This window comes from Mesorhizobium sp. M2D.F.Ca.ET.226.01.1.1 (assembly GCF_004022705.2).
Taxonomy (GTDB): Bacteria; Pseudomonadota; Alphaproteobacteria; order Rhizobiales; family Rhizobiaceae; genus Mesorhizobium.
This window is the reverse complement of the sequence record NZ_RZOY02000004.1, coordinates 135069-151283: the sequence shown is the minus strand read 5'-3', so window position 1 is coordinate 151283 and position 16215 is coordinate 135069. Positions and strand designations below refer to the sequence as shown.

Annotated in this window: 11 protein-coding genes; 7 read left to right on the top strand and 4 right to left on the bottom strand. The window is 66.5% G+C overall.

Annotation, left to right across the window (positions count from 1 at the left end):
* Window positions 1-132: 132 nt before the first annotated feature.
* From EN869_RS10860 to EN869_RS10830, 7 genes are all read left to right on the top strand, one after another.
* Window positions 133-2712, top strand: coding sequence for a PAS domain-containing sensor histidine kinase (locus EN869_RS10860; protein ID WP_127226767.1), 2580 nt, complete (start codon window positions 133-135; stop codon window positions 2710-2712).
* A gap of 10 nt (window positions 2713-2722) precedes the next feature.
* A complete protein-coding gene (gene tsaE, locus EN869_RS10855) occupies window positions 2723-4234 on the top strand; it encodes a tRNA (adenosine(37)-N6)-threonylcarbamoyltransferase complex ATPase subunit type 1 TsaE (protein WP_127226768.1) in 1512 nt (503 codons plus the stop codon).
* Window positions 4231-4968 (top strand): nucleotidyltransferase family protein, encoded by a 738-nt coding sequence (locus tag EN869_RS10850; RefSeq protein WP_245489474.1) that lies wholly within the window; start codon window positions 4231-4233, stop codon window positions 4966-4968. Before tsaE ends, EN869_RS10850 begins: the two co-directional genes overlap by 4 nt.
* Complete coding sequence (gene addB / locus EN869_RS10845; protein ID WP_127226769.1) at window positions 4965-8084, top strand: double-strand break repair protein AddB; 3120 nt, start codon at window positions 4965-4967, stop codon at window positions 8082-8084. The genes EN869_RS10850 and addB overlap by 4 nt, the downstream gene beginning before the upstream one ends.
* Window positions 8081-11593 carry a double-strand break repair helicase AddA gene (gene addA / locus EN869_RS10840; protein WP_127226770.1) on the top strand — a complete coding sequence of 1171 codons (3513 nt, stop codon included), beginning with the start codon at window positions 8081-8083 and terminating at the stop codon, window positions 11591-11593. The genes addB and addA overlap by 4 nt, the downstream gene beginning before the upstream one ends.
* Before the next feature lie 74 nt (window positions 11594-11667).
* Entirely contained in the window at window positions 11668-11991 is a 324-nt protein-coding gene (trxA, locus tag EN869_RS10835) for a thioredoxin (RefSeq protein WP_127226771.1), read from the top strand.
* Window positions 11992-12120: 129 nt separating this feature from the next.
* On the top strand, window positions 12121-12402 hold the full coding sequence (locus EN869_RS10830) for a cupin domain-containing protein (RefSeq protein ID WP_027166948.1): 282 nt from the start codon (window positions 12121-12123) through the stop codon (window positions 12400-12402).
* A gap of 14 nt (window positions 12403-12416) precedes the next feature.
* Here EN869_RS10830 and EN869_RS10825 read toward each other — a convergent pair whose 3' ends face one another.
* The 4 genes from EN869_RS10825 to trpA all read right to left on the bottom strand — a co-directional run bounded on the left by EN869_RS10825 (window position 12417) and on the right by trpA (window position 16214).
* Window positions 12417-12836 (bottom strand): VOC family protein, encoded by a 420-nt coding sequence (locus EN869_RS10825; RefSeq protein WP_127226772.1) that lies wholly within the window; start codon window positions 12834-12836, stop codon window positions 12417-12419.
* Between the two features lie 53 nt (window positions 12837-12889).
* Window positions 12890-14215 carry a folylpolyglutamate synthase/dihydrofolate synthase family protein gene (locus EN869_RS10820; RefSeq protein ID WP_127226773.1) on the bottom strand — a complete coding sequence of 442 codons (1326 nt, stop codon included), beginning with the start codon at window positions 14213-14215 and terminating at the stop codon, window positions 12890-12892.
* A 137-nt stretch (window positions 14216-14352) separates the two neighbouring features.
* Entirely contained in the window at window positions 14353-15279 is a 927-nt protein-coding gene (accD, locus tag EN869_RS10815) for an acetyl-CoA carboxylase, carboxyltransferase subunit beta (protein ID WP_127226774.1), read from the bottom strand.
* 95 nt (window positions 15280-15374) lie between these two features.
* Window positions 15375-16214, bottom strand: a complete 840-nt coding sequence (trpA, locus tag EN869_RS10810) for a tryptophan synthase subunit alpha (RefSeq protein WP_127226775.1) — start codon at window positions 16212-16214, stop codon at window positions 15375-15377.
* Window position 16215: the final 1 nt, after the last annotated feature.

Genomic DNA, 16215 nt, shown 5'->3' with positions numbered 1-16215 from the left:
TATTTTTTGCGCCAATGATTCTTCACGCCGATTCCGGCAGGCGTTATTGTTGTGATTCGCGGTCCGGGGACAGGATGGGCCGGGGACGCATTCAGGGCGGTCTTGCATTCAAGCGGCGAAGAGGACCAAGACATGCCGGGGGATTACCCGCCACGCGCGGGAAAGGCCGTCTCCGGCGGCCATGAGGATTCGAACGAGGCCGGCCTTGCCGTGAAAGGCGGCGGTTTTCGCGACGGCGCGCGGCAGGCCTTGCTGCTTGCCACTTCGGCGCTAGCCAGTACGCTGCTAGCCTTTGCCGCCCACGCAGAGACCAGCATCCCGGGAAAGGCCGCAGCGCCGGTGAGCGCCGTCGAGGTCATGCAGCTCGCCATGTTCGTCGGCGTGATGGGCGCCGCACTTGTCTCCGCCATCTTCCTGATTCGCGAGCGCGCCCGCACCGCTTCGCAGAATGTCCAGCTCAGGTCCCGCATCGCGGACGTTAACGCGGCGCTGCAGCGTTCCGAGGCGCTGCTCAATCTGCGCGACCAGCGCCTGATCGTCTGGACCACGGACAACAAGAAGGCCGAACTGATCGGCAGCCTGCCGCTGGAAAGCGGCGCGCCGGACGACAGGTCGGCTTTCCTGGCCTTCGGCCGCTGGCTTATGCCGCGTTCGGCGGCGGCGTTGGAGCACGCGGTAGCCGCGCTGCGCGAACAGGCGAAAGCCTTCGATCTCGTCATCGAGACGCAGGCCGGCGTGCCGCTGGAAGTGCACGGCCGCAAGAGCGCGGCGCATGTCTTGGTGCGCTTCGTGTCGCTGTCGGAGACGCTGCGCAGCCAGGCCAGGCTGAAGATCGAAAACCAGCGGCTCAGCGCCGAGTACGACACCATGGTCGGCCTGCTCGACGCGTTGAAGATGCCGGCGTGGCTGCGGGCGGCGGACGGCCGACTGCAGTGGGTCAACCGCGCCTATGCCGAGGCGGTGGAGGCGGCAAGCCCGGCCGCGGCCGTGCGCGACGCCAAGGAATTCCTTGGCGGCCAGGCGCGCGAGCAGATCGCCGAGCAGCACAAGTCGCGCCCGGTGTTCGAACAGACGCTTTCCACCGTGATCGAGGGCGACCGCCGCATGTTCGCGGTCACCGACTTCGCCGGCGCCGACGGCTCGGCCGGCCTTGCCTGCGACACCAGCGCGGTCGAGACGATCCGCGCCGAATATGAGCGGACCGTGCGCAGCCATGCCGACACGCTCGACCAGCTGAACACCGCGGTGGCGATCTTCGACACCGATGAGAAGCTGCGCTTCTTCAACCAGGCCTTCCAGAAGCTGTGGGGCCTCGACTCGGGCTTCCTGCTCAGCGCTCCTTCCAACACGCTGCTGCTCGACCGGCTGCGCTCAGAAGGCAAGATCGCCGAGCAGCCGGAATGGCGGCGCTGGAAGGAAAACCTGCTCAGCGCCTATCGCGCCGTCGAATCGCAGGAGCACTGGTGGCATCTGCCGGACGGCAAGACGATCCGCGTCGTGGCGAACCCGCAGCCGAAAGGCGGCGTCACCTGGGTGTTCGAGAACCTGACCGAGAAGATGGACCTCGAAAGCCGCTACCAGACCGCCGTGCGGGTGCAGGGCGAGACGCTGGACAATCTCGCCGAAGGCGTGGTCGTGTTCGGTCCGGACGGGCGGCTGCGCCTGTCCAATCCGGCCTTCGTCGCGCTGTGGGGACTGACGGTCGAAGCGGTCAAGCCGAACGTCCATGTCTCGGCGATCCGCGACCTGTGCGACCAGCGGGCCGCGAACAGCCCGTGGGGTGGCTTCGTTGCCGCGGTCACTGGCTTCGACGACGAGCGCCGCGACCGCCGCGGCCAGATCGAGCTGGTCAACGGCACGGTGCTGAGCTACGCGGTGATCCACCTGCCCAACGGCCAGGTGATGATAACCTTCGTCGACGTCACCGACACCGTCAATGTCGAACGGGCGCTGAAAGACAGGAACGAGGCGCTGGAGAAATCCGACCAGCTGAAGAACGAATTCGTGCAGCACGTGTCCTATGAGCTGCGCTCGCCGCTGACCAACATCATCGGCTTCACCGAGCTTCTGTCGCTGCCCACGACCGGGCCGCTGACGCCGAAGCAGCGCGAATATGTCGAGCATGTCGGCTCGTCGTCATCGGTGCTGCTCACCATCGTCAACGATATCCTCGACCTGGCGACCGTCGATGCCGGCATCATGCAGCTCGACATCTCCGAAATGAACATCGACCGGACGATCGCCGCGGCCGCCGAACTGGTCGCCGACCGGCTGGACGAGCATCAAATCAAGCTCGAGATCGACGCAGCCGGGGCGCCGGCAAGCTTCCATGGCGACGAGACCCGCATCCGCCAGATCCTCTACAACCTGCTCAGCAACGCGGCGAACTACGCGCCGGAGGCCAGCACAATCCGGCTGACCTGCCGCCGTCAGGCCGACGGCGTCGAATTCTCGGTGCATGATGACGGCCCCGGCATGCCGCCGGACGTGCTGGAATCGGTCTTCCGCCGCTTCGAGCCGCGGGCCAATGGCGGGCGGCGGCGCGGCGCAGGGCTGGGGCTCTCGATCGTCAAGAGCTTCGTCGAGCTGCACGGCGGAGCCGTGCGCATCGAGACCGGCCAGGACAAGGGCACCACGGTGATCTGCACCTTCCCGGACAAGCCTTCCGGAATCCCGGACACGCCGGCGGGCATCCGCGACGCGGCCGAGTAGCGCGGCCTATATGACAGGGATGGTGCTTGAGCGTCTTCTCGCCGACGAGGCGGCAACGGCAAGGCTTGGCGAGGACCTCGCCATGGCCTTGGGCGCCGGCGATGCGATCGCGCTGAGAGGCGATCTCGGCGCCGGCAAGTCGACGCTGGCCCGCGCGTTGATCCGGGCGCTCGCCGACGACGCTAATCTCGAAGTGCCGAGCCCGACCTTCACGCTGGTACAGAGCTACGAGACGCGCGTTCCCGTCCACCATTTCGACCTCTATCGGCTGTCGGCGCCCGACGAACTCGACGAGCTCGGCCTCGACGATGCGCTGGGCCAGGGCGCAGCGCTCATCGAATGGCCGGAACGGGCCGGCGACCGACTGCCGGCAAACGCGCTATGGGTCGACCTCGCCGAACATGGCGAAGGCCGCGTGGCGAGGCTGTCGGGCGAGGGACCGGTCTTCGAGCGCGTGGCGCGATCGCTGGCCATGCGCGATTTCCTGGCCTCCGCCGGCTGGGGCGAAGCCAGCCGCCGCCATTTCGTCGGCGACGCTTCCGCCCGCTCCTACGAGATCGTCTCGCTGCCCGGCCAGGCGCCGCGGGTGCTGATGAACTCGCCGCGCCTGGTGCTCGGCCCGCCGGTGCGTGACGGCAAACCCTATGCGGCGATTGCCCATACGGCGCAGTCCGTCGCCGCCTTCGTCGCCATCGACAAGGCGCTGCTCGCCGCCGGAGTCAGCGTGCCGGTGATCCACGCCCAGGACCTCGACCAGGGTTTTCTGCTCCTCGAACATCTCGGCTCGGAAGATTTTTTGGGCAGCGACGGCCAGCCGATCGCCGAGCGCTATGAGGCGGCAGCGGAACTGCTGGCCATGATGCATGGCAAGACCTGGCCCGCGCGCATCGAAGCAGCGCCCGGTGTGTTCCACGACGTGCCGCCTTTCGATCGGGACGCCATGCTGATCGAGGCCGATCTTCTGGTCGACTGGTATGTGCCCTGGATCACGGGCGAACCGCCCGAGAACGAATTGCGGGCGGGCTACCACAAGGTATGGAATGAACTTCTCGATCGCCTCGCGGGCAGCGAATACACGCTGATGCTGCGCGACTTCCATTCGCCCAACATCATCTGGCGCGCGGAGCGATCCGGCCTCGACCGGCTCGGCATCGTCGACGTCCAAGACGCGTTGATCGGCCCAGCAGCCTATGACGTCGCCTCCTTGGCCATGGATGCGCGCGTCACCGTCTCGCCGGAGATCGAGCGAGGGACGGTCGCGGCCTATGTCGCGGCGCGCCGAGCGGCCGGCGCTTTCGACGAGGCCGGCTTCGCCGAGGCCTATGCGATCATGGCGGCGCAGCGCAATTCGAAGATCCTCGGTATCTTCGTGCGGCTCGAAAAGCGCGACGGCAAGCCTTACTATCTGAAACACCTGCCGCGCATCCGCGATTATCTGAGGCGGGCGCTGGCGCATCCGGCGCTGGCCAGCCTGAAGGAATTCTACATGGCCCACGGCCTGCTCGAGGAACGGGCCCCATGAAGCCCCCAACCATGACGCCGAAGACCGCGATGGTGCTGGCGGCGGGGCTTGGCAAGCGCATGCGGCCGATCACCGACACCATGCCGAAGCCGCTGGTGAAGATAGCCGGCAAGACCTTGCTCGACTGGGGGTTGGACAGCCTTGAGGCCGCCGGTATCGCCAAGGCTGTCGTCAATGTGCACTATCTGCCCGAGCAGATCGTCGCCCATGTCGCCGGCCGCAAAGCGCCGAAGATCGTCATCTCCGACGAGCGCGAGGCCCTGCTGGAATCGGCGGGCGGCATCGTCAAGGCTCTGCCGCTTCTGGGCAGCGAACCCTTCTACATCATCAACGCCGACACATTCTGGATCGACAGCGGCAAACCCAGCCTCGAGCGTCTTGCCCTTGCATGGGACGCCGCCAGAATGGATATTCTGCTGATGCTTACCGATCTCGACTCAGCGACCGGGCACTGCGTCGGCACCGACTTCCTGGTGGCGCCCGACGGCGCGCTCACGCGCTCGAAGGGCGATCCGGCGGGCCTGATCTATTCGGGTGCTGCCATCATCCATCCGCGGATATTCAAGGACGCGCCAACCGGCTCGCATTCGCTCAACGTCTATTTCGACAAGGCGATCGCCGCCGGGCGCCTGTTCGGCATGGAGATGCATGGACGCTGGATCACCGTCGGCACGCCGGACGCCATTTCCGCCGCCGAGGCGGCCGTTGCCGGCGCGCTAGCGAAGGCGGTATGAGCGGCGCGCGCCGCGTCCTTTCCATCCCGCCCGGAGCGCCGTTCCTGCCGACGCTGGCGGAGGCATTGCTCGACGGCCGGCTGATTCCCGGCTACCGCTTCGACGGCGATCCGCTGGCGTTGGCCGACGCCACCGTCTATGTGCCGACGCGGCGCGCGGCACGGGCCTTGCGCGGCGCCTTCGTGGAGGCACTCGGCAAGCGGTCGGCCATCCTGCCGACGGTGCGGCCGCTCGGCGAGTTCGACGAGGACGAGGCGGCCTTCGACGCCGAGGCGGCGCCGGCCATCGAGCTTGCGCCGCCGATCGCGGTACAGGAACGGCTGTTGTTGCTGGCGCCTTTGGTGCGCGCCTGGAAGGAAAGCCTGCCGGCGCATGTACGGGAGCGGTTCAACGAGGAATTCGTCGTGCCGACCTCGGCCGCCGACGCCATCTGGCTGGCGCGCGACCTCGCCCGGCTGATGGACGAGATCGAGACCGAAGGCGCGGATTGGACGAAGCTTGCGACGCTGGTCACCGGCAACCTCGCCGGATGGTGGCAGGTGACGCTCGATTTCCTTGGCATCGTCACCGACAACTGGCCGGAACTGCTCAAGGAGCGCAACCGCTCCAATCCGGCCGCGCATCGCAGCGCGCAGATCCGGCTGGAGGCGGCGCGGCTGAAGCGCAATCCGCCGGCCGGGCCGGTTATCGCCGCCGGTTCGACGGGTTCCATTCCCGCCACGGCCGAACTGCTTGGCGTGATCGCCGGCCTGCCCAACGGCGCCGTCGTGCTGCCCGGGCTCGACCGCGGACTGGACGACGCATCCTTCGCGACGATCACGGCGCCCGGCGCGCGTCCGTCAACGCTCGGCCATCCGCAATACGGCCTCGCCAAGCGGATCGGCGGCATCGGCATTTCGCGCCGCGATGTCGAGGACATCGTCGCCGCGCCACCGCCGCTCGCGTTGCGCGCCGCCCTTGTCGGCGAGGCGCTGCGGCCGGCCGAAACCACCGAATACTGGACCGAGACGCGACCGCGCTTTTCGGCTGATGACATCGAGCAGGCGCTGGCCGGCATGACGCTGGTGGAAGCGGCGAACGAGCGCGACGAAGCCGCGGCAATCGCCATCGCGCTGAAGCGCGCCGTCGAGACACCAGGCAAGCGCGCGGCGCTCGTCACCGGCGACCGGGCGCTGGCTCGGCGGGTTTCGGCCGAGCTTCTGCGTTTCGGCGTCGTCGCCGACGATTCCGGCGGCGCGCCGCTCACCAATACGCCGGCCGCCAGCCTGCTCAGGTTGGCGCTGAGCGCCGCGTTCCGGCCCGGCGATCCGGTCGGCCTGCTTGCCTTGCTCAAGCATCCGCTGCTCGGGCTCGGCCTCGAACGTCGGAGCGTGCGCAAGGCGGCCGAGCTGATCGAGCTGGTAGCGCTGCGCGGTGGCACGGGCCGGCCTGATGTCGCATTGCTCGGCGAACTTTTCGAGACGAGGCTCACGGAGCTGAGCGGCGACACAAGGCAGCCTTTCTGGTTCTCGCGCCTGTCCGTGCGTGGCATCGAGCAGGCGCAGGGCGTGCTTAGCCGCCTTACCAATGCGCTTTCGCCGCTCACCGCGATGCGCGACGAGAAGGACGCCGATATCGCGACACTGACGCGCGCCAGCGTCGTCGCGCTGGAGGATCTGGGCCGCGCCGCCGATGGCAGCCTCGTCGACCTCTATGCCGGCGACGCCGGCGAAAAACTCGCCGACCTGCTGCGCGGACTGATCGCCGCATCCTCGCCCTTCACCTTCGCCGCTTCGGAATGGCCCGACGTGATGGAGGCGCTGATCGCGCCGGAGACGGTGAAGCCGGCGCAAGGCACCGACCGCAACATCGCCATCTGGGGCGCGCTGGAAGCCCGATTGCAGAACGTCGACACGCTTGTCATCGGCGGTCTCAATGAAGGGGTCTGGCCGCGCAAGCCCGAGAGCGACCGCTTCATGTCGCGCCTGATGAAAACCGGCATCAACCTCGAGCCGCCGGAGCGACGCATCGGCCTTGCCGCGCATGATTTCCAGATGGGGATGGGTACGACAGAGGTCGTGCTGACGCGTCCGGCGCGCTCCGGCGATGCGCCGGCAGTGCCGTCGCGCTGGTTGCAGCGCATGGTGACCTTCATCGGCAAGGAGCCGGCGACGATATTGCGCAGGCGCGGCGACGCGCTGCTTGCCTGGGCACGCGCGCTCGATGCCGGCGAGAGGAAGGATTTCGCCCCCCGCCCGCAGCCCAAGCCACCGCTCAGCCAGCGACCGCGGCATTTCTCGGTCACCGAGATCGAGACGCTGCGCCGCGACCCTTACGCGGTCTATGCGCGGCGCATCCTCGGCCTGATGCCGCTGGAGCCGCTGATCCGCGATCCGGGCGCCGCCGAACGCGGCACGCTGTTCCACGAGATCCTGCATTTGTTCTCGCGGCAGGTGGAAGATCCAAGGGCGCCGAACGCGCTGTCGAGTCTCATCGACGCCGGCCGTCTCTGCTTTGCCGAGGCCAAGCTCCCGCCGGATATCGAGGCTGTCTGGTGGCCGCGTTTCGAAAAACTCGCCGAAAACATCATCGAATGGGAACATGGCCGCGCCGATGCCGTTGCCCGCCGCTATGCCGAGGAGCGCGCCGAAAAGACGGTGGTCGGCCGCACCGGCGTGACCCTTTCCGGCTATGCCGACCGCGTGGACCTGCTTGCCGGCGGTATGGCCGACATTCTCGACTACAAGACCGGCTCCTCGCCCTCGAAAGCGCAGGCGCACACGCTGCTGTCGCCGCAGCTTGCCCTGGAAGGCGCCTTGCTCAGGCGCGGCGCCTTCAAGGAGCTCGGCATTCGCGAGCCCTCGCAGCTGGCCTTCGTACGGCTGAAGCCGAATGGCGAGGTGTTCGAGGAATCGATCCTCGAATACAACCGCAAGCCGCGCACCGCCAACGACCTTTCCGAGGAAGCCTGGGCGCGGCTGGAGCGGCTGCTTTTCCATTACGCCGATCCGGCCACCGGCTATCTGTCGCGCGCCCTTCCCTTCCGCGAGGGCGAAGCCGACGGCGATTACGACCATCTTGCGCGCGTGCTCGAATGGTCGGCCGGCGGCGCCAGAGAAGACGAGGCGGAAGGATGAAATATCCGATCCCCTCCGATACCGCCGCCAGCCAGGCGCGCGCCTCGGATCCCGCCTATTCCGCCTGGGTGTCGGCCAATGCCGGCTCGGGCAAGACGCATGTCCTGGCGCAGCGCGTCATCCGGCTTTTGCTCAACGGCACCGATCCGTCGAAGATCCTGTGCCTGACCTATACGCGCGCCGCCGCCGCCAACATGTCGAACCGAGTGTTTTCGACCTTGTCGGAATGGACGGCGCTCCCGGATACCGAGCTTGGCGCGCGGATCGCCGCGCTCGACGGCCGCCGCGCCGACCGCGATTTGATGCGGCGCGCGCGCCGCCTGTTCGCCGAGGCGTTGGAGACGCCGGGCGGCCTGAAGATCCAGACCATCCATGCCTTCTGCGAATCCGTGCTGCACCAGTTCCCGCTCGAAGCCAACATCCCGGCGCATTTCGAGATGCTCGACCCGCAGATGGAGGCGTCGCTGTTCGCGGATGCCCGGCGCGATATGATCTCGGGGGCGGGCGCCGGCGTCGAGGGCCTGGCGGAAGCCTTCGCCACCGTTTTGGAACGCGGCGGCGAGTTCGGGCTCGATTCATTGCTTGCCGAAATCGTCGGCAAACGCGACGAACTGCGCGGCTTCATCGCCAAGCTTGGCAAGGATCGGGGCTTCCGGCCGCTCTTCGCCGAATTCGGTTTCAGGCCCGGACAGACGGCCGAGGGCATCGCCGCTTCGCTGTGGCCGCTGTCCGGCTTCGCTCCCCGCGAGTTCGCCGAATTCGCGCAGGCCGCCGAAGCCGCCGACGCGCGGCAGGTGCTGAACAACGTCCTCCCTTATGCACGGGGCGCTTTCGCCGAAGCCGACCCGATCCGCCGGCTGCGGCTGCTGGCAAAGGCCTTTCTCAAGGCCGACGGCGACCCCTACGACCCGCCCAAGATCTTCAAGAAGGCGCTGGTCGACCGGCTGCCGGATCTGCCGGAACGCTACCTTGCGGCGGCCAAGGCGATCCTCGACGTTACCGACCAGCTGGCGCTGTTCCGCATGCTGGAAGGGACAGCGGCGGCACTCACCGTCGCCGGCTGGCTGATCGCGCGCTATGAGCAGTTGAAGCGCGGCCGCGGCTTCCTCGACTTCAACGACCTGATCACCCGCACGGTCAGCCTCTTGTCGCGGCCCGATGCCGGGCCTTGGGTGCAGTTCAAGCTCGACCAGGGCATCGATCACATCCTGCTCGACGAGGCGCAGGACACCAGCCCGGACCAGTGGGAAGTGGTGAAGAAGCTGACGGAGGAGTTCTTCGCCGGGCTCGGCCAGCGTGAAGAAGTCAGGCGCACGGTGTTTGCCGTCGGTGACGAGAAGCAGTCGATCTATTCCTTCCAGGGCGCAGCACCTGATTCCTTTGCCGAAAGCCGGCTGTTGTTTGCCGGCCGCGTTCGCGACGCGGAAGCCGCCTTCGCCAATCTCAAGCTCACCTGGTCTTTCCGCTCGAGCGACGACGTGCTGGCCGCGGTCGACCGCGTCTTTGCCGATCCGGGCGTGCGGCGCGGCATCAGCCACGATCCCGATCCGCTGAGCCACAAGGCGATCCGCAATGATGCGCCGGGCTATGTCGAGGTATGGCCGTCGGTCGGCGCCGAGATGGTCGAGGAGCCGGACGACTGGACCTTGCCAGTCAACCATGCCAGCGCGCCCGCGGTGCGGGTTGCCGAACACGTGGCGACGACCATCCAGACCTGGCTGCGCAACGGCGAAATCATCGAAGGCAAGGGCCGGAAACTGACTGCCGGCGATATCCTCGTCCTGGTGCGCAAGCGCGACCGCTTCGTCCATGCGCTGTCGCGCAGCCTGAAGAACCGCCAGATCCCGGTTGCCGGCGCCGACAGGCTGAGCCTGCCCGGCCATATCGCCGTGCAGGACCTGATCGCGCTCGGGCATTTCCTGATCCAGCCGGAGGACGACCTGTCGCTGGCCGCTGTCCTGCGCAGTCCGATCTTCGAAGTCCCCGAGGAAACGCTGCTGGCGCTTGCCGGCGAGCGACCGAAGGGCCAGTCGCTGATTGCCTCGCTGCGGCAGCATGCGGCCGAAGATGTGGCCCTCGCCGCCGTCGTTAGCCGGCTCGATGACTGGGCGAACGAAGTGGCGTTCAAGCCGGTGTTCGAATTCTACGCCGCCGCGTTGGCGCGCGACGGCCTGCGCCGCAAGATGACGGCGCGGCTGGGACCCGAGGCCGGCGATATCCTCGACGAATTCCTGAGCTTCTGCCTGGCCGAGGAACGCACCGGACTGCCGGGGCTGGAATCCTTCCTGTCGACACTGGAAAATGCCGGCCCCGAGATCAAGCGCGAGATGGACCAGACGCGCGACGAGGTCCGCGTCATGACCGTGCACGCCGCCAAGGGTCTCGAAGCACCGGTCGTCTTCCTCGTCGATGGCGGCTCGGCGCCGTTCAGCGATCAGCATCTGCCGCGGCTGATGCCATTCGAGAGCTCGGGGACGCAATGGAAAGGCAAGGGATATCTGTGGCGCTCGGCCAGCGATGTCGCCAATGGGGTCTCGCGCGCGGCCTCCGCCCGGGCGCGCGAACTGGCGGATGATGAATACCGGCGGCTGCTCTATGTCGGCATGACGCGCGCCGAGGACCGGCTGGTCGTCTGCGGCTATCACGGCAAGCGACAGCCCAGCCCCGGCACGTGGCATTCGATCGTCAGCCGGGCCTTGCTGGGCGCGCCCGAGAGTGCCGAACGCCGGCATCCCGCGACTCCCGATGTGGCCGTGCATCGTTTCCATATGACGAAGCTGCCGCCGGTAGCGCTGTCCGGCGTGGACGAGGCGGGACCCTTCGAACACACCGCGCCGCTGCCCGAAAGCCTGTTCCGGCCACTGCCGCTCTATGAGAAGCTGCCGCGGCCGCTTTCGCCTTCCGGCGCCTCGGCGTTGATCGATGAGGCGAAGGAAGCTGCGCCCGACACACGCTCGCCGGTGCTGGATGCCGTCGCCGAGCCCGGCTTCGCGGTCGTGCGCGGCCTTGCTCTGCACAAATTGCTGCAGGTGCTGCCCGGCATCGCCGAGGCGGAAAGGGGAGACGCGGCCGAGCGCTACCTGGCGCGCGCCGGCGCCGATTGGCCGGACGGCGAGCGCGACAAGGCGCTTGCGGCGGTGCTGTCGATCCTGTCCGACAGCCGCTTCGGCCCGTTGTTCGCGCCATCCTCGCGCGCCGAAGTCGCGGTCATGGGGAGTCTCGACGTGAAGGGCAAGCTGCGCTCGATCTCCGGCAAGATCGACCGGCTGGCGGTCACGCCAGAAAGAGTCTCGATCGTCGACTACAAGACCAACCGGCCGCCGCCCGGGACCCTGGCCGAGGTGCCGCCGGCTTACGTGCTGCAGCTTGCGCTCTACCGCGCGCTGCTCCAGCCGCTCTATCCGGGCCGCGAGGTGACGGCGGCGCTGCTGTTCACCGAGGCGCCGCGCCTAATCGAGCTGCCGGCAAGGGTCATGGACGATGCCCTTGCCCGACTCACGACAGCGTGACACAAGAACTGCTTGAACATCGCCGCCACAACCACCACATTTGGTGCAACCCGAGTTTTCGAAAGGATTTCAGCATGGCCACCGTCAAGGTCGACAATGGCAATTTCCAGGCCGATGTGCTCAACGCCAAGGAGCCGGTCGTGGTGGATTTCTGGGCGGAATGGTGCGGTCCGTGCAAAATGATCGGCCCGTCGCTGGAAGAGATCGCCAAGGAGCTCGGCGGGAAGGTCAAGATCGCCAAGCTCAACATCGACGAGAACCCCGAGTTGGCCGCGCAGTTTGGCGTGCGCTCGATCCCGACGCTGATGATCTTCAAGGGTGGCGAGGTCGCTGACATGAAGGTGGGCGCCGCGCCGAAGACCGCGCTGTCGCACTGGATCAACGGCAGCCTCGCCTGAGCCAATCCGGATGTTTTGAGAACGAGCCCGGCCATTGCGCCGGGCTTTTTCTTGGCGCCATCGCTGGAGTCGCACTGGCCCTGACGCCGGAGCCTTTCATCTTCTTTTCTCAAGGGAAAGGAGAGCTCCATGACCGGAACAGCCAAGGCCACAGTTCACGTCGACAATGAGCGGGTGATCGTCACCGAGTACCGCTTCGCGCCGGGCGCCAACACAGGCTGGCATCGCCACGGCCACGACTATGTCGTGGTGCCGCTGATGGACGGCAAGGTGAAGCTGGTGACCAAGGATGGCGAATCCTTCGCCGAGATGAAGCAAGGCGCGCCCTATTTCCGCAGGGAAGGCGTCGAGCACGACGTCATCAACGCCAATGACGGCGAATACGCTTTTATAGAGATCGAGCTGAAGTAGCTTCCCACCCCTAGTCACCAGTCTGCGACGCGGTCGCCGCCAGCAAACTGCGCGCTTTTGCCGGTGTATTCGAACAGCTCGATCTTCACGCCATTGGGGTCGGCGATCCAGGCTTGAAAAGTGTCGTCGCAGGCAAGCTTCTTCGGCGTGACCTCGACCCCTTTCGACCGGATATGGGCGATGGCCGCGTCGATGTCCTCCACTTCAAGGCAGAAATGGTTGATCTGGTTGCGATCGCCATAGCTGGCCTCGGTCTTCTCGAACACCTCGACATGGCTGCGGCCGCCGCAGTCGAGATAGAAGCCGAAAATCCCGCCGTCGCGCAGGAAATTGAACCTTGTGTCCATGCCGAGCACATCCCGGTAGAAGTCGCGCGTCGCTTCCAGGTCATGCGCGAAAATGCAGACATGGGCGAGCTGCTTCACCTTGATCATGGCCGGTTCCTTTCGGCCCCCGCCGAAATCCGCAGCGCCGTCTTGACCTGGCCTCAGGTCGGCGGTGTGCCGTTCTCGGCCAGCACGGCGCCGGCGAAGTAGAGCGAGCCGCCGATGAGAATCCGCGGTGCCGGGCCGTCCCAGGAGTCGCGCAGCAGCATCAGCGCGCTGGCGACGGAGCTGACCGGCTCGGCCGACAGGCCGGCCTCTTCGGCACGCAAAGCCAACTCGTCGTTCGGCACGCCGGCGTCGCTGTTGCTCACCGGCACGGTGTAGACATGGCGGGCAAGCCCTTTGAAGGCGCTGAAATAGCCGGTCTGGTCCTTGGTGTTGATCATGCCGGAGATCAGGACCAGCGGCCTCGGGTTCTTCTCCTCCTGCTCGGCCAGCGCCTCGGCGATGACGATGCCGGCACCGGGATTGTGGCCGCCGTCCAGCCAGATTTCCGCGCCCTTCGGTGCAAGGTCGACCAGCTTGCCCTGGGTCAGCTTCTGCATCCTTGCCGGCCAGGCCACATGGGTCATCGCCTTTTCGGTGGCGCGGTGGCTGATCTCGAATCCAGCCGCCTTGACGGCGGCGATCGCCGCCGCGGCGTTGGCAAACTGGTGGCGCCCGGGCAGGCGCGGCGAAGGCAGGTCCATCAGCCCGTCCTCATCCTGATAGACCATGCGGCCGTTTTCCTCGAAGGCAAGGAAGTCCTGGCCGTAGATCACGGTCGGGCAATCCAGCCGTTCGGCCGTCTCGATCAGCACCTGAAGCGCGGTGTCGCTTTCCTGTGCGCCGATCACCACCGGGCAGCCGCGTTTCATGATGCCTGCCTTCTCCGCGGCGATCAGCTCGACACGGTCGCCGAGATAGGCTTCGTGGTCCATCGAAATCGGCATGATCACCGAAACCGCCGGCCGCTTGACGACATTGGTGGCGTCGAAGCGGCCGCCGAGGCCGACCTCGATGATGGCCGCCTCCGCCGGGTGTTCCGAAAACAGGATGAAGGTGACGGCGGTGAGGATCTCGAAGACGGTGATCTTCTGGCCGCCATTGGCCTCCGCGACGCGCGCGATGGCCTCGGCGAAAATATCGTCTTCGACGAGCTTGCCGCCGCCTTCGGCCGCCAGCCGGTATCGCTCATGCCAGTTCACCAGATGCGGCGAGGTGTGGACATGGACGAGATGGCCGGCCGCTTCCAGCAGCGCGCGCGAGAAGGCGGCGCAGGAGCCCTTGCCATTGGTCCCGGCGATGTGGATGACCGGCGGCAGCCGGTCCTGCGGGTTGCCGAGGCGTTCGAGAAGCCGCGTGACGCGGTCCAGCGAAAGATCGAAGCCTTTCGGATGCAGCGTCATCAAATGTTCGATTTCGCGGTCGGCGGATAGCGTTGTCATGGCGGAATCCTAACGCATGCCTCCGAACCGGGGAATCGGTTTCGGAGCGGCCATGCGCAAATCAGAGGCTACAGCACGCAACGGGCGGCGCAAATCGCGGTTCGCGGCGAAGGATGTCGCGCCACGCCGATATCGAGTCAGGCTTGCGGCCGAGTCTCCGCGTTGACGATCGCCGGCGGCAGGATCTCCGGCTCAAGCGGCTTCTCGGCTTGCGGCATCTTGAGCAGCATCTTCAGCAGCCGCGCGATGGTCTGGCGCATCTCGAGACGCGACACGACCATGTCGACCATGCCGTGCTCCATCAGATATTCGGCGCGCTGGAAGCCGTCGGGCAGCTTTTCGCGAATGGTCTGCTCGATGACGCGCGGCCCGGCAAAGCCGATCAGCGCGCCGGGCTCGGCAATGTGGACATCGCCCAGCATGGCGTAGGAGGCGGTGACGCCGCCGGTGGTCGGGTTGGTGAGCACCACGATATAGGGCAGGCCGGCTTCCTTGAGCCGGTCGACGCCGACCGTGGTGCGCGGCAACTGCATCAGCGACAGGATGCCTTCCTGCATGCGGGCGCCGCCGGAGGCCGCGAACAGGATCAGCGGCCGCTTGCGCTGTAGCGCGACCTCGAAGGCATGCACGATGGCTTCGCCGGCGGCCATGCCGAGCGAGCCGCCCATGAAGGCGAAGTCCTGCACGGTGACGATGACCGGCAACCCGTCGATGGTGCCGGCGCCGTTGAGGATCGCATCCTCGAGGCTGGTCTTGGCCTTCGCTTCCTTTAGGCGATCGGTGTAGCGCTTCTCGTCGCGGAACTTCAGCGGATCCTGGACGACCCTGGGATTTTCCAGCACTTCGTATTTGCCGTCGTCGAAGAAATACCGCAGCCGCTCCTTGGCCGAGATCTTCATGTGATGGCCGGAGGCCGGGATGACGAACTGGTTGGATTCGAGATCCTTGTGGAAGATCATCTCGCCGGTCTCGGGATCCTTGATCCAGAGGTTTTCCGGCATGTCGGTGCGCCGGCCGAGCATCGAGTTGATCTTCGGGCGGACGTAATTGGTGATCCAGTTCATGGCTTCGGCTCCCGTCCTGGAAAGGACTTCACGCAATTCCAGGAAAAGTCTGTGGCGATTTTCCGTCCGGAACTGCTTGGCGAGAAATAGTCAGGCTATTCGGCGGCGGCAAGGCGCGCCGCTCGGACGCCCTGGGCAAGGCCGCTGACCAAAGTGGCGACAGCTTCGGCCGGATCGGCGGTCTTCTCCCCCTTCGGCCCAAGCACATTGGCGATCGCGTTTACGATCGCCGTGCCGACCACAACGCCGTCGGCCGAGGCGCCGATGACACGCGCCTGCTCGGCGGTCTTGACGCCGAAGCCGACGCAGACCGGCAGCGCGGTGTGGCCTTTGATCCGGGTGACCGCCGCCGAAACCTTGGCGGTGTCGGCCAGCGCCGAGCCGGTGATGCCGGTCATCGAGACGTAATAGACGAAGCCGGAGGTGTTTTCCAAAACCTTGGGCAGGCGCTTGTCGTCGGTGGTCGGCGTTGCCAGGCGGATGAAGTTGACGCCAGCCTTCAGCGCCGGAATGCAGAGCTCCTCGTCCATCTCCGGCGGCAGGTCGACGACGATCAGGCCGTCGATGCCGCTGGCCTTTGCATCCGCGAGGAAGCGATCGACGCCATAGATGTAGATCGGATTGTAATAGCCCATCAGCACGATCGGCGTCTCGTCGTCGCCGGCGCGGAAATCCGACGCCATCTTCAGCGTCCTGGCCAGGGTATGGCCGCCCTTCAGCGCCCGAAGCCCCGCCGCCTGGATGGCCGGACCGTCGGCCATCGGGTCGGAGAAGGGCATGCCGAGCTCGATGATGTCGCTGCCGGAGACGGGCAGCGCCTTCATGATCGACAGCGAGGTGTCATAGTCGGGGTCGCCACCCATGATGTAGGTGACCAGAGCCGGGCGCCCTTCGGCTTTGAGCTTCGCCATGCGGCGGTCGATGCGGGTGGTCATT